The organism is Methanobrevibacter sp. (genome assembly GCF_030539665.1).
GTDB lineage: Archaea > Methanobacteriota > Methanobacteria > Methanobacteriales > Methanobacteriaceae > Methanocatella.
On the sequence record NZ_JAUNXR010000001.1, the window covers coordinates 125182 to 143190 of the forward strand.

General features: G+C 33.3%; 18 protein-coding genes and 2 tRNA genes. 15 read left to right on the forward strand and 5 right to left on the reverse strand.

Annotated features, from left to right (window positions below; translation table 11 throughout):
- The first annotated feature begins 49 nt into the window (after nt 1-49).
- From trpE to Q4P18_RS00570, 14 genes are all read left to right on the forward strand, one after another.
- Nucleotides 50-1531, forward strand: a complete 1482-nt coding sequence (gene trpE, locus Q4P18_RS00505; RefSeq protein ID WP_303334397.1) for an anthranilate synthase component I — start codon at nt 50-52, stop codon at nt 1529-1531.
- The gene (locus Q4P18_RS00510; RefSeq protein ID WP_303334398.1) at nt 1528-3099 is read left to right on the forward strand and encodes a bifunctional anthranilate synthase component II/anthranilate phosphoribosyltransferase; all 1572 of its coding nucleotides are present in this window, start codon (nt 1528-1530) and stop codon (nt 3097-3099) included. The genes trpE and Q4P18_RS00510 overlap by 4 nt, the downstream gene beginning before the upstream one ends.
- Nucleotide 3100: 1 nt before the next feature.
- Complete coding sequence (gene trpC, locus Q4P18_RS00515) at nt 3101-3865, forward strand: indole-3-glycerol phosphate synthase TrpC (RefSeq protein WP_303334399.1); 765 nt, start codon at nt 3101-3103, stop codon at nt 3863-3865.
- On the forward strand, nt 3858-4457 hold the full coding sequence (locus Q4P18_RS00520) for a phosphoribosylanthranilate isomerase (RefSeq protein ID WP_303334400.1): 600 nt from the start codon (nt 3858-3860) through the stop codon (nt 4455-4457). The genes trpC and Q4P18_RS00520 overlap by 8 nt, the downstream gene beginning before the upstream one ends.
- Nucleotides 4450-5640 (forward strand): tryptophan synthase subunit beta, encoded by a 1191-nt coding sequence (gene trpB, locus Q4P18_RS00525; protein WP_303334401.1) that lies wholly within the window; start codon nt 4450-4452, stop codon nt 5638-5640. Before Q4P18_RS00520 ends, trpB begins: the two co-directional genes overlap by 8 nt.
- Nucleotides 5633-6406, forward strand: coding sequence for a tryptophan synthase subunit alpha (trpA, locus tag Q4P18_RS00530; protein ID WP_303334403.1), 774 nt, complete (start codon nt 5633-5635; stop codon nt 6404-6406). The genes trpB and trpA overlap by 8 nt, the downstream gene beginning before the upstream one ends.
- A 103-nt stretch (nt 6407-6509) precedes the next feature.
- Nucleotides 6510-7244, forward strand: coding sequence for a proliferating cell nuclear antigen (pcna) (gene pcn / locus Q4P18_RS00535; protein WP_303334405.1), 735 nt, complete (start codon nt 6510-6512; stop codon nt 7242-7244).
- Between the two features lie 71 nt (nt 7245-7315).
- Nucleotides 7316-8164 carry a hypothetical protein gene (locus Q4P18_RS00540; protein ID WP_303334407.1) on the forward strand — a complete coding sequence of 283 codons (849 nt, stop codon included), beginning with the start codon at nt 7316-7318 and terminating at the stop codon, nt 8162-8164.
- Nucleotides 8165-8423: 259 nt separating this feature from the next.
- Nucleotides 8424-8702: a 50S ribosomal protein L44e gene (locus tag Q4P18_RS00545; RefSeq protein ID WP_303334408.1), complete on the forward strand. Its 279-nt coding sequence runs from the start codon at nt 8424-8426 to the stop codon at nt 8700-8702.
- 9 nt (nt 8703-8711) lie between these two features.
- Nucleotides 8712-8891 carry a 30S ribosomal protein S27e gene (locus tag Q4P18_RS00550; RefSeq protein WP_178647609.1) on the forward strand — a complete coding sequence of 60 codons (180 nt, stop codon included), beginning with the start codon at nt 8712-8714 and terminating at the stop codon, nt 8889-8891.
- A gap of 51 nt (nt 8892-8942) precedes the next feature.
- Nucleotides 8943-9737: a translation initiation factor IF-2 subunit alpha gene (locus tag Q4P18_RS00555; protein ID WP_303334415.1), complete on the forward strand. Its 795-nt coding sequence runs from the start codon at nt 8943-8945 to the stop codon at nt 9735-9737.
- Nucleotides 9738-9767: 30 nt separating this feature from the next.
- Entirely contained in the window at nt 9768-9935 is a 168-nt protein-coding gene (locus Q4P18_RS00560) for an RNA-protein complex protein Nop10 (protein WP_303334417.1), read from the forward strand.
- Nucleotides 9936-9958: 23 nt separating this feature from the next.
- Nucleotides 9959-10726 carry a proteasome assembly chaperone family protein gene (locus Q4P18_RS00565; protein WP_303334419.1) on the forward strand — a complete coding sequence of 256 codons (768 nt, stop codon included), beginning with the start codon at nt 9959-9961 and terminating at the stop codon, nt 10724-10726.
- 78 nt (nt 10727-10804) lie between these two features.
- Entirely contained in the window at nt 10805-11998 is a 1194-nt protein-coding gene (locus Q4P18_RS00570) for a TIGR00375 family protein (RefSeq protein ID WP_303334422.1), read from the forward strand.
- On the opposite strand, the gene Q4P18_RS00575 is transcribed toward Q4P18_RS00570, so the two are convergent.
- The 5 genes from Q4P18_RS00575 to Q4P18_RS00595 all read right to left on the reverse strand — a co-directional run bounded on the left by Q4P18_RS00575 (nt 11984) and on the right by Q4P18_RS00595 (nt 15160).
- On the reverse strand, nt 11984-13942 hold the full coding sequence (locus Q4P18_RS00575; protein ID WP_303334424.1) for a cation-translocating P-type ATPase: 1959 nt from the start codon (nt 13940-13942) through the stop codon (nt 11984-11986). The genes Q4P18_RS00570 and Q4P18_RS00575 overlap by 15 nt on opposite strands.
- A complete protein-coding gene (locus tag Q4P18_RS00580; RefSeq protein WP_368660177.1) occupies nt 13932-14282 on the reverse strand; it encodes an ArsR/SmtB family transcription factor in 351 nt (116 codons plus the stop codon). The genes Q4P18_RS00575 and Q4P18_RS00580 overlap by 11 nt, the downstream gene beginning before the upstream one ends.
- 80 nt (nt 14283-14362) lie before the next feature.
- Nucleotides 14363-14436: transfer RNA gene (locus Q4P18_RS00585), tRNA-Arg, on the reverse strand.
- Between the two features lie 58 nt (nt 14437-14494).
- Nucleotides 14495-14568, reverse strand: a tRNA-Arg gene (locus Q4P18_RS00590).
- A gap of 103 nt (nt 14569-14671) precedes the next feature.
- Nucleotides 14672-15160 carry an endoglucanase gene (locus tag Q4P18_RS00595; RefSeq protein ID WP_303334428.1) on the reverse strand — a complete coding sequence of 163 codons (489 nt, stop codon included), beginning with the start codon at nt 15158-15160 and terminating at the stop codon, nt 14672-14674.
- Nucleotides 15161-15796: 636 nt separating this feature from the next.
- Here Q4P18_RS00595 and feoB point away from each other — a divergent pair.
- Entirely contained in the window at nt 15797-17812 is a 2016-nt protein-coding gene (gene feoB / locus Q4P18_RS00600) for a ferrous iron transport protein B (RefSeq protein WP_303334430.1), read from the forward strand.
- Nucleotides 17813-18009: the final 197 nt, after the last annotated feature.

Sequence of the window (18009 nt, forward strand, 5' to 3'; positions counted from 1 at the left end):
AACAAGGCTTTAAATAGTACATTATATTATATTAATAGTAGTGATAAAAATGTTTTCCCCAACTTTAGAAGAAGTAAAAGAATTAGCAAAAAATGAAGAATATAAAAGAATACCAATAAGTTGTGAACTTCTGTCAGATATTGCAACTCCTATTGAAGTAATGAAAATTCTTAAAAATATAAGCAAACATTGTTACATGCTTGAAAGTGTAGAAGATAGTGAACAGTGGGGAAGATACAGCTTTCTTGGATATGATCCTCTTTTGGAATTTACATGTCAAAATAATGTTGTAAATATTAAAGAGTTATGCAATGACGAAGTAACCACGATTGAGACAGACGACCCTCGTGAGATAATTAAGCAATTGATAAAAGAGAATAAATCTCCAAAAATTAAGGACCTGCCTACATTCACTGGAGGTTTTGTCGGATATTTTGCTTATGATTATATTAAATATGCCGAACCATCCCTTAAACTAGATGCAGAAAACCAAGATCAATTTAAAGACATTGATTTAATGTTATTTGATAAGGTAATTGTATTCGATAACTTCAAGCAAAAGATAATATTGATAGCAAACATGAAAACCGACAATTTGGAAGAAAATTATCAAAAAGCCATTGATGATTTGGAAGAATTGGAAGATTTGATTAAAAATGGTAAAAAGTTAGATGTACCTACATTAGAACTCAAATCAGATTTTAAACCGGTATTTTCAAGGGAAGAATATTGTGGCATGGTTGAAAAAGCCAAGAACTACATTAGGGAAGGAGATATTTTCCAAGTTGTGCTTTCAAACAGAATTGAAGCAGACATCTCAGGAAGTCTTTTTGATACATATAGGGTTTTAAGAACCAGAAACCCTTCTCCTTACATGTTTTATTTCTCTAGTGACGATATTGAAATTGCAGGAGCCTCACCAGAAACTCTTGTAAAATTAGATGATGGAAAATTATATACATTCCCACTTGCAGGAACTCGTCCAAGAGGTAAAACAGTTTCAGAAGATTTAAAATTAGAAAAAGAACTTCTTTCAGATGAAAAAGAATTGGCAGAACATAATATGCTGGTTGATTTGGGAAGAAATGACATCGGAAGAATTTCAGAAATAGGCAGTGTTCATGTGGACAAATATCTCTCCATTGAGAAATTTTCACATGTAATGCACATAGGATCCACTGTTACAGGAAAATTGAGAGATGATTTGGATTCATTATCAGCAATAGATTCAATCTTGCCTGCCGGAACCTTGTCTGGAGCACCAAAAATAAGGGCATGTGAAATTATAAACGAACTTGAAAATAATAAAAGGGGAATATATGGTGGTGCAATCGGATATATTGATTTAAGCGGCAATATAGATACTTGCATTTCCATTAGAATTGCTTTTGCAAGAAATGGCAAGGTATTCATACGTTCCGGTGCGGGAATTGTTGCAGACAGCATCCCAAACAACGAATTCGATGAATGTTTAAACAAGGCGGCTGCAGTTATTAATGCTTTGGAAGAAGCTGATGGAGGGATAAAATGATTGTACTAATAGATAATTATGATAGCTTCTCTTATAATTTATATCAATTGATAGGGGAAATTAATCAGGACATAAAGGTTTTTAGAAATGATAAGGTAACATTAAATGAAATCAGGGATTTAAATCCCGAGGCGATTATTTTATCACCGGGCCCTGGAAGGCCTGAGGATGCGGGAATCTGCATAGATGTTGTAAAGGAATTTGCAGGAGATATACCAATTCTTGGAGTTTGTTTGGGACATCAAGCAATTTGTGCTGCTTTTGGAGGAAACATAACCTATGCCGATAAATTGATGCATGGAAAATCCTCAATCATATCTTTTGATGAGGGAGATGAACTTTTCAAAAATCTTGAATCACCAATAACAGTTGGAAGATATCACTCCTTAAGTTTAAAAGATGAAATTCCTGAAGAGTTGGAAGTAATTTCTACAAGTGATGATGGGGAGATAATGGCTGTTAGACATAAGCAATTCCCAGTATATGGCCTTCAATTTCATCCGGAATCCATTTTAACTCCTGATGGCCTTACAATTGTTAAGAATTTCCTTGGAGACTATACAATCAATAAGTGTATTTCAAAACTTGCAGAAGGTGAAGATTTAACTTATCGCGAAGCCTACAAGTCAATGGATGAAATAATGAGTGGAAAGGCTAGCGAAATTGAAATCAGTAGCTATTTGACAGCATTATCTATTAAAGGAGAAACAATTGAAGAAATTTCTGCATCTGCTGAAGCAATGAGAAATCATGCATTAAAATTTGAAACAGATTTGGATGTTTTGGAGATTGTAGGAACAGGTGGAGATAAATCAAATAGTTTTAACATTTCCACAACATCATCAATCATAATATCTGCTGCAGGTGTTCCAATAACCAAACATGGAAATCGTTCTGCATCAAGCAAATGTGGAGCTGCAGATGTTCTGGAAGAACTTGGTGTAAACATTTATTTGGGTCCTGAGGAAAGCTTGGAAGTTTTCAATGAAGCCAATATTTGTTTCCTATTTGCACAAACATATCATAAGGCAATGAAACATGTGGCAAATGTAAGATCCCAGCTTGGAATCAAAACTATTTTTAATATTCTAGGACCTCTTACAAATCCTGCAAATGCAAAAAATCAAGTTTTAGGCGTTTATTCAGAAGAACTTGTAGAACCATTAGCCAATGTACTTTTGAATTTGGGAATCAAATCAGCTATGGTTGTATATGGTCAGGATTGCTTAGATGAAATTTCAATATCTGATAAAACAACTGTCTGTGAAATAAAAGATTCTGAAATAAGTAAATATGAAATATCTCCAGAGGATTTTGGAATTCCTTTAGCTAAAAAACAGGATATTGTAGGTGGGGATGCAAAAACCAATGCAGAAATCACTTTAAATATTCTTAAAGGTAAAAAAGGACCTCAAAGGGATGCCGTATTGATGAATTCTGCAGCGGGGTTATACACTGCAGGCAAAGTGGATTCATTAGATGAAGGAATCAGACTCGCAGAGGAAATAATTGATTCAGGCAAGGCTTTAGAACAGTTAAACAAATTTATTAAACTTACTAATGATTAATATGTTGGCAAAGATAACTGAAAAAACAAAAGAAAGAATGAGTGGAAAGTCTTTGGAAGAAATAAAAGAAAAGGTCGCTGACCTGGAGATTAATAAAGATTTTCCTTTTGAAAAGGCATTGAAGGATAAACCTATAGCGATTATTAGTGAGGTTAAAAGAGCATCACCCTCTAAAGGTCTGATTGCAGAGGATTTTGATTATTTGACTATTGCAAAAGAGTATGAAAGTGCAGGAGTATCAGCAATTTCTGTTCTAACAGAACCTTTTTTCTTTCAGGGATCAAATGAAATTCTAAAAGAAATTTCTGAAAACGTATCAACTCCTCTTTTAAGAAAAGACTTTACAATAAATCTGTACATGATTTATGAAGCAAAGCTTATTGGAGCATCAGCCATTCTATTGATTGTAAGCATTTTGGATGATAGTCAACTTAAAGAATATCTTGAACTTGCAGACAGTTTAGGTCTTTCAGCTATTGTTGAAACACATGACAAGGATGAAATCGAAAGGGCTTTAAATGCTGGTGCAAGAATAATTGGTGTTAATAATCGTAATCTAAAGGATTTTACGGTGGATATTAATAATTCAGTTAATCTAAGAAAAAATGTTCCTAAAGACATCATATTTATCTCAGAAAGCGGAATTAAAACTCCCGATGATGTTAAGGTTTTGAAAGAAAATGATGTGGATGCAGTTTTAATCGGGGAAACTTTAATGAGATCAAATGATAAGGCTACTTTAATAGAGGAGCTTAAAAATGGTTAAAATAAAGATTTGTGGCCTTAGACGTCGGGAGGACATTGAGATAATCAATAAATATGCTCCAGATTATATTGGTTTTGTATTTGCTGAAAGTAAAAGGCAGATTGATTTTGAAACTGCAAAACAACTCAAATCTTTTTTAAAGGTAAAAATACCTGTTGTAGGAGTATTTGTTGATGCCGAAATTGAAGATATTCTAAATCTTTATAGAAATGATGTAATTGATATGGCTCAGTTACATGGAAATGAAAATGAGCAGTACATATCTAAATTGAAGGAATTGGAACCAAGTTTGAAATTGATTAAGGCCATTGAAATTAAAGAAGATGGAAATCTGGAAGAATATGAAGAATTAGATGTTGATTATTTGCTTTTGGATAGTGGTAAAGGGAGCGGAAAAACTTTTAATTGGGATTTAATAAATAAAAATATTGGTAAGGACTTTTTTTTAGCTGGTGGGCTAAACAGCAATAATATTAAAAGCGCCATTGATGAATTCCATCCTTATGCTATTGATTTAAGCAGTGGTGTTGAAGTTAACGGTTATAAAAATGAAGAAAAAATCAGAGAAGTAATGGAGGTTAAAAATGAATAAATGTGATGGTAGATTCGGGGAATATGGTGGTCAGTACATTTCCGAAACTTTAATGAATGAATTGCTATATTTGGAAGAACAGTATTATAAGTTCATGGAAGATCCTGAGTTTGTAGAAGAGCTAAATACACTTTTAAAGGAATATGCGGGAAGGCCGTCTTTGCTATATTATGCGGAAAGAATGACAAAGGATCTTAGTGGAGCTAAAATATACCTTAAACGTGAAGATTTAAATCATACAGGTGCTCATAAAATTAACAACGTATTGGGACAGGTTTTGCTTGCAAAGAAGATGGGTAAAACTCGTGTTATTGCAGAAACTGGTGCTGGACAGCATGGTGTTGCAACAGCTACTGCTGCAGCCCTCTTGGATATGGAATGTGAAGTGTTCATGGGCGAGGTAGACACAGAACGTCAGGCATTAAATGTTTATAGGATGGAATTGTTGGGAGCCAAGGTTCATCCAGTTAAAACAGGTACAAGAACCCTTAAAGATGCTGTAAATGATGCATTCAGGGAATGGATTGCAAGAATTGATGATACAAATTATGTTATTGGTTCAACAATGGGGCCTCATCCATTTCCAATGATGGTTCGTGATTTCCAAGCTATTATCAGTGAGGAAATTAAAGAACAATTGCTTGAAAAAGAAGGAAAACTCCCAACTGCAGTATTGGCATGTGTTGGTGGTGGAAGCAATGCGATGGGTGCATTCTACAACTTCATAGAGGATGAGGATGTAAGATTAATTGGCTGTGAAGCTGGAGGAAAAGGAATTGATACTCCCTATAATGCTGCTGCCCTTACAAAAGGCCAGATTGGAATATTCCATGGTATGAAATCCATTTTCAATCAAACCAATTCTGGTCAAATCTCAGAGGTCTATTCAGTGTCTGCAGGACTGGACTATCCGGGGGTAGGGCCAGAACATGCACATTTGAGAGATATCAAAAGAGCTGAATATGTTCCAGTAACTGATGAGGAAGCAGTTCAGGCTTTCGAATACCTGTCTAAAATGGAAGGGATAATTCCAGCTATTGAAAGTTCACATGCAGTGGCTCATGCTATGAAAATAGCTCCAGAAATGGATAAGGATGATATTATTGTAGTTAATTTATCTGGAAGAGGAGATAAGGACGTTGCATCAATTGCAAGATATAGGGGAGTTGAATTATATGAGTAAAATTAAAAACGCTTTTGAAAATGGAACTGCATTCATAGGATTTTTAACTGCAGGCGATCCCGACCTTGATAAAACAGTTGAATTTATTTTGGCAATGGAAGAGGCAGGCTGTGATTTGATAGAAATTGGAATTCCGTTTTCAGATCCGATGGCCGAGGGTGTTGTAATTCAAGAAGCTAATGTTCGTGCTTTAAAGAATAATGTAACTACAGATGACGTTTTTGAAGTTATAAGAAGAGTACGTGAAAAATCGGATGTTCCTCTTGTATTTTTAACATACATTAATCCAGTATTCTTTTACGGTTATGAAGAATTCTTTAAAAAATGTGAGGAGTTGGGTGTTGATGGAATAATCTCTCCGGACATTCCATTTGAAGAGAAGGATGAAATAGACCCAATCGCTAAAAAATATGGGGTTGACGTAATCTCCCTAATAGCTCCAACTTCCAAACAAAGAATTCAAATGATTGCGGAAAACGCATCTGGCTTTATATATGTCGTATCCTCTCTTGGAGTTACTGGAATGAGATCTGAAATCAAAACAGATTTGGAGTCCATTATTGAAGACATTAGGGAAGTAACAGACATTCCTGTTGCTGTTGGTTTTGGTATTAACACTCCAGAACAATCTGCAGAAATTTCCAAATATTCTGATGGTGTCATTGTAGGCAGTGCCATTGTTAAAATAATTGAAGAATATGGTGCAGATGCAACAGAGCCATTAAAAGAATATGTCAAATCAATGAAAGAAGCGGCTAACAGGTAGAAATATTTTTAATTTTTAGCCTAAACGGTTAAATAAAAAAAATATATATAATAATAAAATTAAAAATATATGTATTTATTAATCATTAACTTAGAGGATTATTATGTTCAAAGCAGAGTTAAGCGATTCTAGTATTTTAAAAACAAGTTTTGATGCTATTTCATCCATTGTTGATGAAGTACAAATCCAAACTGATAGTGAGGGCATGAGATTAGATGCTCTAGACCGTAGTCACATAACATTTGTACATTTAGAACTTAATGTGGATTTATTTGATGAATATATCTGTGATGAGCCTGAAAAAATCAATATTGATACTGATGAATTTATGAGGGTACTTAAACGTTCTAAATCAAATGATAGAGTTTTAATGGCTGTAGAGGAAGGTAATTTTGTTATTACTTTTGATGGTGAAGCTACTAGAACATTTAAAATTAGATTGATTGATATAGAATATGATAATCCAGCACCTCCACAACTTCAACATCCAACCAACTTTGAAGTGCCATTTAGCTTACTTAAAGATTCAATCAACGATATTGAAATCTTTTCTGACAAGATACGCTTACAAGTTGATGAGGAAAAATTTACTGCATCTGCTGATGGTGAATTTGGAGACGCAAGTGTGGAATATATCCATGGTGAGGAAATAGACGAAGTTGCGAAGTCATCATTTTCCTTAGATAAAATTAGAGAAATGCTCAAAGCAGACAAATTCTCAGATGTAGCTGAAATTAGTCTTGGAACTGATATGCCTTTAGGTCTTTCACTTAAAATGGTGACTGGTGATGGTAAACTCAGCTTTTTACTAGCTCCAAGACTCGAAACAGAAGATTAAATTAATTTTTATCTTCTAACTTTTTTTTATTATTTTTTAAGAGATGATAAGAAGTGGACCAATTTTATCAAATGTTACGACAAATACAGAAAAAGGAACGTAAGAGTTCTACTTTAGCTCGTGTTGAAGAAACTTTTTATCAGGATATTCATAAGTATTTAGCAAAGCTTAGAGAGTCTGTTGGAACAGATTTCTTTGCTGATGAATATAAATTAATTAAGGATACTCAAATGGTAGCTACTGAAATCTGTGAAAGAAGGGAGCATAAGATTACCGATGCTGCAGTTGTTAATATTCACAGGTCTTATCATTTGTTTACAGGAAAACCTAAGTTTGATTTGATAGACACCACTCCATTGAATCTGACTCCTGAGGAAGAGCAGTTCTATTTTTCCTTGCTTGACGCTTTGAAAGATCATAGGAACAACATTTCTTTATCTGATTTTACTGAGGACGAAGATGGGAAGAATGTTAAAAAAAGGACTTTTAATACTCAGGCTGATGAAGCTCAAAAGGAAATCCCCTTGGATGTGGAGGTAGAAGAGCCAAAAAAGGATATTGAAACTCCTGTGGATGAATCTAAAGGAGATGAAACTTTAGATCGCTTAGATGAAATTTCAAATGCTCGTGTTATTAAAGATGAAAAACGAGAACCTATAGAAAAGCAAATTAACAAACAGGAAGATGAGGAATTCAAAGCTTTATATGACGATAGAAACGAATTTGTTGATTTGGAATCTAAAAAATTAGCTAAAGAAAGTGAATTAGTAAATTTGCTTATTTTTGATGAGATAGGTCCTATTGTTGGTGTTGATGAAGTCTGTTATGGTCCTTTTAATCCGCAGGATATTGTTGTCATGCCTAAAATCAATGCAATGATTTTTGTTAAAAATCGTAAGGGCCGTATTTTAAAAATCTAGTTTAGCCATAATCTTTCAAATGTTTTTTTTTTGAAAACTGTTTGAATGGATCCATTGCTATTAATACCAATATTTAAATATTAATAATTAACATATATAATAAATGTCTATTTATAATATTAAAAAAATTATTTTTTTAATTTTGGATTTTTGCTTTTAGTAAACTTGACCAGTTACTTAAAAGTTTTATCTCTAATTTGTAAGATTTTTAATTAGATAAATTTGTAAATAGATTAATACTTATTTATGGTGAAAAAATATGAAAATACCAAAAGAAAAAAGAACTTACTGTCCACATTGTAAAAGACACACAATGCACGAAGTACATACTGCTAAAAAAAGAAAAGCTAGTGAGTTAAAATGGGGACAAAGACAATTCAGACGTGTAACTGCTGGATACAGAGGTTACCCAAGGCCTTTACCTGCTGGAAACAAACCTGTTAAAAAATTAGATTTAAGATTAAAATGTAAAGAATGTGGTAAATCACACATCAAACAATCTTTCAGAACTGGTAAACCAGAATTTGTAGCAAAATAGGTGATTGATATGGTTAGTAAAGGTAGAGGAAACTTTTTAAAAGTAAAATGTTTAGATTGTGACAATGAACAAGTAATATTTGATCGTGCTGCTTCTGATGTAAAATGTATTATTTGTGGTAAAACCATTGTCAAATCCCGAGGCGGAAAAGCTAAAATTATGGCACATATTGATAAAGTATTAAACTAAATTCACTTTTAGTTTATTTTATCCTTTTTTTATTTTTATTTTGGTGATTAGATGGTAAGAAAAAATCAAGAATGGCCTGATGAAGGAGAACTTATTGTTGGTACTGTTTATAAAGTTCTTAATTATGGGGCTTTCGTAAAACTGGAAGAATATTATGGTAAGGAAGCTTTTATTCATATTTCTGAAGTATCTTCTGGTTGGGTTAAAAACATTAGAGATCATGTAAGAGAAAACCAAAAAATTGTATCTCGTGTTTTAAGAGTTAACCCTAAAAAAGGGCATGTTGATGCTTCTTTAAAAAGAATTAGGGAAGACCAAAGAACTAAAAAGATTCAGCAATGGAAAATAGAGCAAAAAGCTGAAAAATTCTTAGAATTAGTCGCCAAATCTTTAGATAAGAATTTGGACACTGCTTATGATGAAGTCGGTTATCAGTTGATGGATATCTTTGGTGATATCTATGGTGCTTTTGAAACTGCTGCTGACGAAGGTGTTGAATCTCTTACAGAAGAAGGAATTGACCAAGAATGGGCTGAAGCTATTACTGAAGTAGCTAAAAAGAATATCACACCTCCAGAAGTTCATATTAGCGGTTATGTTGATATCAAAACTTTTGTACCTAATGGTGTTGAAGTTATTATTGATGCTCTTAAACAAGCTGAAGATAATGGTGATGAAGAAGAGGAAATTACTGTACAATGTGTTGGTGCTCCAAGATATAGGATTACAGTAAAATCATCTGATTATATTTTAGCTGAAAAAGCTTTAAAAGCTGCATCCGATAGATGTATTGCTAGAATCGAAGAATCTGGTGGTACTGGTTCCTTTTTAAGAGAATTGGAATAATTCTATTAATTTTTTATGGGGTCTTTTTCAATGAAAATGAAAATGCATAAATGTAATGAGTGTGGAATATATACACTTGAAGATAGCTGTCCGAAATGTGGCGGTCCATTACATGTAATTTATCCTCCCAAATTTTCTATTGAGGATAAGTATGGCAAGTATCGTCGTAAATTAAAAAAAGAAACCATGAATAAATAATTCTTTTTAAGGGAGATGAAAAAATGAAATATACTGAAATTAACGTTTTAAAAGAAATAGAATTAATCAATCCTATTTTTATTGAAGCTCTTCCAGGTTTAGGCCATGTTGGAAAACTTGCTGCAGATCATATGATTGATGAGCTTGATGCAGTTAAATTTGCTGAGATCTACTCTCCAGCATTCCCACCACAAGTTTTTGTCGGTGATGACGGAATAATCGAAGATATGATTAATGAATTGTATTATATTAAGGATCTTGGTGAAGATAATCTTGATGTAATCCTTCTTGTAGGAAATACTCAAGGATTGTCTCCAGAAGCTCAGTACACTATCTGTAAGGATATTTTGATGTTTTTAGAACAGTTTGAAATATCTTCAATTTACACTCTTGGTGGTTTAGCTACTGGCCATCCTGTTGAAAATCCTAAGATTTATGGTGCTGCTACTTGTGAAGAAAACATTGAAAAATTAAAAGAAGTAGATATTATCATTAGATCCAATGATGGTGGAATTGTTGGTGCATCTGGGTTATTCTTAGGAATAGGTAAAAGATTAGGGTTAGATGGTTCTTGTTTAATGGGTGAAACAAGCGGTTACTTTATTGATGCGGAATCTGCTGAAGCAATGCTTGCCAAACTCACTGAACTTTTAAAATTCGAAATCAACACTGATAAACTTGATGAAAAAGCTAAAGAAATTCGTGAAATGTTAGAAAAAGCACAAAAAATGGAACACGAATTAATGAACAGGTCATCAAGTCCGGATGATGATTTGAGATATATAGGATAAAAGGTTTATTCAACCTTCTATCATTTTTTTCTTATTTTAAACTAAATATTAATATACTTATTTTTACTATCTTTATTTATGTTAGTGAATGCTGATTTTCATGTTCATAGCTGTTTTTCAATGGCTAGTTCTAAAGATATGCTTATTAAGAATATGGCTCCAAAATCCAAATTAAAAGGTTTGCAGCTTTTAGGAACTGGAGATGCATTTCATCCTGGATGGCTCGACATTATTGAGGAGACAACAACCGAGACTAATGAGGGCATCTATTCATTTGATGATATGGATTTTGTTCTAACTACTGAAGTTGAGGGAAAGAATCGTATTCATCATTTAATTATTATTCCATCTTTAGATATTGCTCGTGAAATTTCTGATAAACTCAAATCCAAAAATAAGAATACTGACGGTCGTCCAAGAGCGCCTTATACTGGTGCAGAACTTAGGGATTTGGTTAAGGAGTATGATTGTCTAATTGGTCCTGCTCATGCTTTTACTCCTTGGACTGGCATGTATAAACGTTTCAACAGTGTTTATGATTGTTATGAGGCCGAGCCTGATTTTGTTGAACTGGGGTTGTCTGCAGATACTTTCATGGCGGATACTGTAGCTGAACTTAAGAACTTTACATTTCTTACAAACTCCGATGCTCATTCTCCATGGCCTCATAGGTTAGGTCGTGAATTTAATCAAATAGAGTTTGAAGATATGTCATATTCATCCATTAAAAAGGCAATAAAACACCATGATGTTAAAGCAAATTATGGTATGATTCCTAACTTAGGCAAATATCACATGACTGCCTGTACTAAATGCTACAAATTGGTCGATCCATCAATTGCAAAGGAAAATAAAATGAAATGCAGCTGCGGGGGAACAATAAAGAAAGGAGTTGACTTCAGAATATCTGAAATTGCAGATTATAATGAACCGAAGCATCCTGATTTCAGGCCTCCATATATCCATCTAATGCCTTTGGCAGAGCTCATTTCCTCTGTTTATGATAAGGGAGTAACCACAAAAACAGTTCAGGGCAAGTGGCAGGCATTAATAGATAGTTTTGGAACAGAAATCGATGTACTTATCAATACTCCGATTGAAGATATTGAAAAAGTAGATTCTTCCATTGCTCCAGGAATTGAAGGGTTTAGAAATAAAACATTGGATATCATTCCTGGTGGTGGAGGCCAGTATGGGAAAATATCCTTTGACAAAAAACTAGAAAAAAGAGAAGAGGAGAGCTTAACCACTCTCGACTCATTTAGCAAGTAAAAGGGAATTTCCAACAACGATTAGGGTAATTCCCATATCTCCTATTAAAACAGCTTCCCAAAGATTGATGCATCCTGCGACTCCAAGAATCATCAATGCTATTTTTACAATTAAACAGAAAGCAACATTGAACTTAATTTTGCTCATTGTTCTACGAGCTAATTTAATTAAAAGTACTATTTTGGACAGTTTGTCCTCAAGCAAAACAATATCTGCTGTTTCAATAGCTACATCTGCTCCTTCAAGACCCATTGCAATACCTACATTGGCCATAGCTAGTGAAGGAGTATCGTTAACCCCATCACCAACCATCGCCACATCCCCGTATTTTTCAACGGACTCTTCAACTATTTTTACCTTATCCTCTGGAAGTAAGTCAGCATAATAGTTATCCAAATCGAGTTTGTCGGCTACTTTTTCTGCAGTATTTTCATTGTCTCCCGTAATCATTGCGGTTTTTATATCAAGTTTTTTAAGGGAATCAATTGTGGATTTACTTTCAGGCCTTATTTTGTCAGTAAGTGTAATCAAACCTAAAACTTCCTTTTCAGTCCCGATTAACACTTCAGTACCATTATTCACAGAAATATTGCTGTTGAATAAAGTTTTTTTCCCGATGTAATAGGTTATATTATTTATAGTTCCCTTCAGACCTTTTCCAGCTATTGATTCGAAATTTTCAACATTTAAAAGTTTTATATTGTTTTCGCGCCTATATTCATTAAATGTATTTGCAATAGGATGGCTGGATTGGGCTTCAATTGAACATGCTATCTCAACAAGTTCTTCTTCAGTGTAATCGGAATTGCTGTTTATTTCATTGATTTTCAGATTGCCTTCTGTTAAAGTTCCTGTTTTATCAAATAGGATTTCTCTAATTCTTGAAAGTTCCTCTATGAATTCCCCACCTTTTATGATAATTCCATTTTTTGTACCTTTGGTAATTGCAGATACTATTGAAACAGGGGTGGAGATTACAAGTGCACAAGGACAAGCGATTACAAGCAATGTAAGTGCCCTATAGGTCCATTCATAGATTGAATAGCCTAATATTGCTGGTATGATAGCAACCAAAATGGCTAAAACCACTACAATTGGAGTATAAACTTCTGCAAATCTATCAATAAATAAATCAATCTTCGCCTTATTTTCCTCTGAATTCTTTATCAGGTCAATAATTTTTGCAAATATGGTATCTCCAGATTCCTTTGTTACCTCTATTTCCAGATATCCGTCTTCATTTATTGTTGAAGCATAAACCTCATCGTTAATTGTTTTTGATACTGGAACGCTCTCTCCTGTAATTGATGCCTGATTTACAGAACTTTGACCTTTCACTATTATTCCGTCTATTGGAATTTTATCTCCCGGTTTTACAACAACAATGTCTCCTATTTTCAAATCCTTAACTGCTTTTTCATGTTCGTGGTCACCATGCTTGATCATTGCAGTGTCAGGGGTTAGTTTCACTAAGTTAAATATTGAACTTTTGGATTTGTTTAGGGAATATTCTTCCAAATATTCTCCAAGGTAGAATAAAACCATCAATAGAGCTCCTTCTTCTCCAGATCCTAAAAGAAATGCTCCCACTGTAGCTATTGTAACTAGAAATTGGATTTTTACATGTCCATGACTTGCCTGCTTCAAACCATAAATGATTATGTCTTTTCCAACGGATATTGCGGCTATTAAAAATATTATTTGACTTATTAGGTCATTTGTGGGATAGATTAATTCAGTTAAATATCCGATTCCGATTATTATCAAACCAGCTACAAATATTAATAATGGTTTTTTAGATTGCTTTTCTTCTTCGTCGATATTTTCAAGAATTGATCCATCACAGCATGCACACCCTCCCTCTGAGGAACAGCTATCCTCTTCATGATGATGGTGTTCATGTTTATGGTGGTGTTCGTGTTCATGATTATGTTCATGGCTCATATTCTTCCCCCTCTTTTATGATTTCAAGTATCTTGTCATCAATTAATTTATAGAAAATTTGTTTATTTTCTTTTCTAAATTTTACAATATTTGCATTTCTCAAATGTCTTAATTGATGCGAAACGCTTGATTGGCTCATATCTAATAATAGGGATAGTTCACAAACACATAATTCGCCATATTTCAATGCCAAAATTATTTTTATCCTATTTGGATCTCCCAATATTTTGAATAAGTCACATGTTTTTTGGATTAAATCATCATTTTTCATTTTTTGTGAAATTTCATCTAGTAGTTCTGATCGTATACTTTTAATTTCACATATATCATGGGAACTCATATGAACATATATTCATATGAACATATTTAAACTTTTTGTAAAAAGAGTATTTGATACAATTTTTAATTTTTATAAAAAAACGGACTTGGAGGGATTTGAACCCTCGATCTTAAGATTAGGAGTCTTACGCCCTTCCAGACTAGGCTACAAGCCCATTAAATTCTATTAAATTGCTGTTTAAGAAAAAAATTTTAAAAAAAGATTAAGGTAAGCGGACCCGCCGGGATTTGAACCCGGGGTCTTCGGATTAGAAGTCCGACGCCCTATCCAGCTAGGCTACGGGCCCTACATTACAGTATTATTAATTTATGATGTTAGTAGTATATAAATTTAATGGTTTTCTTTTTAAAAATAATATTTGGAGGATTTAATCCTCTCAATTAATTTTATTATCCACCAGCACCTTCGATAATTTGTCCACTAAAGGAAACCAACATGTATCCAACTTGTTTTCCAGCATCATTTATAATTGGAACATTCCATCCATTTGATGTTTTTACAGGAGTTCCAGCATGGCATCCTTGTTGTAAAATGTGGTCTTCAACAATTTTTTGTGCTTGAACATCACTTATTCCACTGCTTGGTGTTGGTTTAGGTTTTGGTGTTACGTGTGATCCACTTCCAGATCCACTGCCTGAGCCGCTTCCGGATCCACTTCCGGATCCTGTACCAGAACCGCTTCCGGATCCTGTACCGGTTTCAATATGTATTCCACTATTATTACTATGATTTAATCCGTTGCTTTCTCCGCCATCAGAACCCATGCCTGCTAAATCTGAGAAAACAGCATTATCACTATTTGTCAATCCATATGCAGCTACTCCTGCAGCAATACAAACTACTATAATAATAGAAATAATTACATTAGATTTTTCCATTTTAATCTCACCTCACAATTTGGGATTGTAAATTAAAATACATTAGTGTCTATGTTTAACTTTATACTTAAAATTATTCATTTTACATAATTCATTGTTTTCAAACAAAATAATTTTTAGGTATACCTAAACTTTATATACTATTAAGTATAACAGTATATGTGATGATGAAAATTATGATTGTAATTTAATCATCGCTGTGATAGAAACAAAGAAATAAACTCCATATATTAAATTAGTCTATCTCTCTCTTCTAATTTAATATAAAAAATATAACTACCTGAAATTAAATAATTCTGCCATTATTTAATTTCTTCCATATTGGATTTTTCCTCAATATTTTTTATTAAGTGATATCATGGCTAAAAATTGTACAAGTTGTAAAAACGAAAACAGGGATATCCATCCAGCAAAGAAAGTTGTTAAAAAAATTTTCAACTTTTTCTTTGGATGTTGTAAATAATTATCAATTCTTTTATTTTTTATTTTTTTTATTTTTCATGATTATATCTGATATTAAATTTAGGTATGCCTAAATATTTATATATTAGAAATTTATAATATAATTATATGTTTAGGCTTACCTAAATTTGTAAGAATAAGCATTTTTTATTATATGATATGGGAGAATACGTGATGAACGAATTTATTATTGGATTGGCTGGTAATCCAAACGTTGGTAAAACAACTGTATTTAACCAGTTGACCGGTATGCATCAACATGTAGGAAATTGGCCAGGCAAAACTGTAGAAAAAGCTGAAGGTCATTTCAATTTCGACGACATACGTTTTGATGTTATTGATTTACCGGGAAATTATTCATTAAGTGCTCATTCAATTGAAGAAATTGTTTCAAGGGACTTCATTGTAGATGAGAACTCTGATGTTATTATAAATGTGGTTGATGCAGCCAATCTTGAAAGAAATTTATATTTAACCGTACAGATGATGGAATTAGATGCTAATATTGTATTGGCTCTAAATATGAATGATTTTGCAAAGAAAAAAGAGCATTATATTCAAATTAAGGAAATGAGTGAACTATTGGGATTTCCTGTAATTGAGATTAATGCAAGAAACAAAGATGGATTTGATGAGCTATTAAAAACAGTTAAAAAACAGGCAAAAAATCCAATTCATACAAGTAAAAAATTGGTTTATGGTGAGGAATTAGGTGAACATTTAGTGGACATTCAATCTTTAATCGAAAAAGATAAGTCTTTAAATGGAATTCCTTCCTTCTGGACAGCTATTAAATTACTTGAAAATGACGAAATCATCGTTGAAAAAGTAGAAAATGCCCCTTGCGGTAAGGCAATAATGAGGGAAGTTAAAAAAGTTAAAAAACATCTAAAGGGAATTTTCAATGAACCTCCTGAAGAAATTATTGCCAACGCCCGTTATGCATTTATTGATGGGCTCATTAAAGAAACAGTATCCAAGCCTTCAGTTGAAAAACCAACTTTAACTGATAAAATTGATAAAATTGTAACAAATAGGATTTTAGGAATTCCAATATTCTTAGGTATATTGTATGTTCTGTTCCAGTTAGTATTTACTGTAGGTGCACCTTTCCAAGATCTTCTAGGGGAAGGTTTTGACTTTTTAAAGGAATGGATAATATCAACTTTTGGTGAAACATTTGTTTCATCATTAATCGCGAATGGTATTATTGATGGTGTTGGAAGTGTATTTTCATTTTTACCGCAGATTGTGTTGATGTTTTTATTTATTAGTATTCTTGAAGATAGTGGTTATCTTGCAAGGGCTGCATTTGTTATGGATCGTGTGATGCATAAGCTTGTAGGGCTTCATGGTAAAGCTTTCATTCCTATGATTTTAGGATTTGGATGTGGGGTTCCAGGTATTATGGCAACTAGAACAATGGAAAACGAATCTGATCGTCTTTTAACAATGATGATTTTGCCTTTCATGTCTTGTTCTGCAAGATTGCCTGTGTATGCATTATTTATAGCTGCATTCTTTACAGCAAATCAGGGAGAAATATTATTTTCAATATATTTGATTGGAATAGCTGTGGCAATTATGGTCGCATTTATTCTTAAAAGAACAATGTTTAAAGGAATGTCTTCTCCTTTTGTAATGGAACTTCCATCTTATAAGGTACCTTCAGTTAAAGGTGTGCTATTGCATACATGGGAAAAGGTAAGAGGTTTCATTAAAAAGGCAGGAACAATTATCCTTGCTGCTGCAATCATAATCTGGATTTTGAGTAGTATTCCTATGGGTGTTGAATATGGTACTCAGGAAAGTGTAATGGGTCAAATAGGTACCATAATATCTCCAATATTTGCACCGTTAGGTTTTGGAGAATGGCAACCATCTGTAGCATTACTATTCGGTGTAGTTGCTAAGGAGGTGGTTGTAAGTACTATGGGTACGCTGTTTGGCGTAGATGCCGAGGGAGCAGGAATGCTAACTGCTATGCATGGAGTGTTCACACCGTTAACAGCATTCGTATTCATGATCTTTGTATTGCTTTATGTTCCATGTTTTGCGGCTTTAGGTACAATAAAACAAGAAACAAATGGTTGGAAATGGCCATTAACAATGGTTTTAATAACAACCGTAACAGCATATGTGGTTTCATTTATAATTTATCACATTGGTCTGTTTATAGGATTCACGTAGAAATTTAAAATACTCTTTTGAGTATTTTACTTTTCATTAATTTAAAGGAGGTGATTTTGGTGCGTAGTAACAGCGGTATTCGTGGAGCTAAAGTTCCTAAATAATCATTATTTTTGTTTACAATCATTCAATGATTGTAGTTCTTATTTTATTTATAAAAACCCATTATTTTCAATGTTTAATTTGCTTTTTTTTCT

Bases quoted from the DNA above. Each gene is read 5' to 3' on its own strand.
- trpE (WP_303334397.1), top strand. From the start codon at position 50: ATGTTTTCCCCAACTTTAGAAGAAGTAAAAGAATTAGCAAAAAATGAA.
- Q4P18_RS00510 (WP_303334398.1), top strand. From the start codon at position 1,528: ATGATTGTACTAATAGATAATTATGATAGCTTCTCTTATAATTTATAT.
- trpC (WP_303334399.1), top strand. From the start codon at position 3,101: ATGTTGGCAAAGATAACTGAAAAAACAAAAGAAAGAATGAGTGGAAAG.
- Q4P18_RS00520 (WP_303334400.1), top strand. From the start codon at position 3,858: ATGGTTAAAATAAAGATTTGTGGCCTTAGACGTCGGGAGGACATTGAG.
- trpB (WP_303334401.1), top strand. From the start codon at position 4,450: ATGAATAAATGTGATGGTAGATTCGGGGAATATGGTGGTCAGTACATT.
- trpA (WP_303334403.1), top strand. From the start codon at position 5,633: ATGAGTAAAATTAAAAACGCTTTTGAAAATGGAACTGCATTCATAGGA.
- pcn (WP_303334405.1), top strand. From the start codon at position 6,510: ATGTTCAAAGCAGAGTTAAGCGATTCTAGTATTTTAAAAACAAGTTTT.
- Q4P18_RS00540 (WP_303334407.1), top strand. From the start codon at position 7,316: ATGTTACGACAAATACAGAAAAAGGAACGTAAGAGTTCTACTTTAGCT.
- Q4P18_RS00545 (WP_303334408.1), top strand. From the start codon at position 8,424: ATGAAAATACCAAAAGAAAAAAGAACTTACTGTCCACATTGTAAAAGA.
- Q4P18_RS00550 (WP_178647609.1), top strand. From the start codon at position 8,712: ATGGTTAGTAAAGGTAGAGGAAACTTTTTAAAAGTAAAATGTTTAGAT.
- Q4P18_RS00555 (WP_303334415.1), top strand. From the start codon at position 8,943: ATGGTAAGAAAAAATCAAGAATGGCCTGATGAAGGAGAACTTATTGTT.
- Q4P18_RS00560 (WP_303334417.1), top strand. From the start codon at position 9,768: ATGAAAATGAAAATGCATAAATGTAATGAGTGTGGAATATATACACTT.
- Q4P18_RS00565 (WP_303334419.1), top strand. From the start codon at position 9,959: ATGAAATATACTGAAATTAACGTTTTAAAAGAAATAGAATTAATCAAT.
- Q4P18_RS00570 (WP_303334422.1), top strand. From the start codon at position 10,805: ATGTTAGTGAATGCTGATTTTCATGTTCATAGCTGTTTTTCAATGGCT.
- Q4P18_RS00575 (WP_303334424.1), bottom strand. From the start codon at position 13,942: ATGAGCCATGAACATAATCATGAACACGAACACCACCATAAACATGAA.
- Q4P18_RS00580 (WP_368660177.1), bottom strand. From the start codon at position 14,282: ATGAGTTCCCATGATATATGTGAAATTAAAAGTATACGATCAGAACTA.
- Q4P18_RS00595 (WP_303334428.1), bottom strand. From the start codon at position 15,160: ATGGAAAAATCTAATGTAATTATTTCTATTATTATAGTAGTTTGTATT.
- feoB (WP_303334430.1), top strand. From the start codon at position 15,797: ATGAACGAATTTATTATTGGATTGGCTGGTAATCCAAACGTTGGTAAA.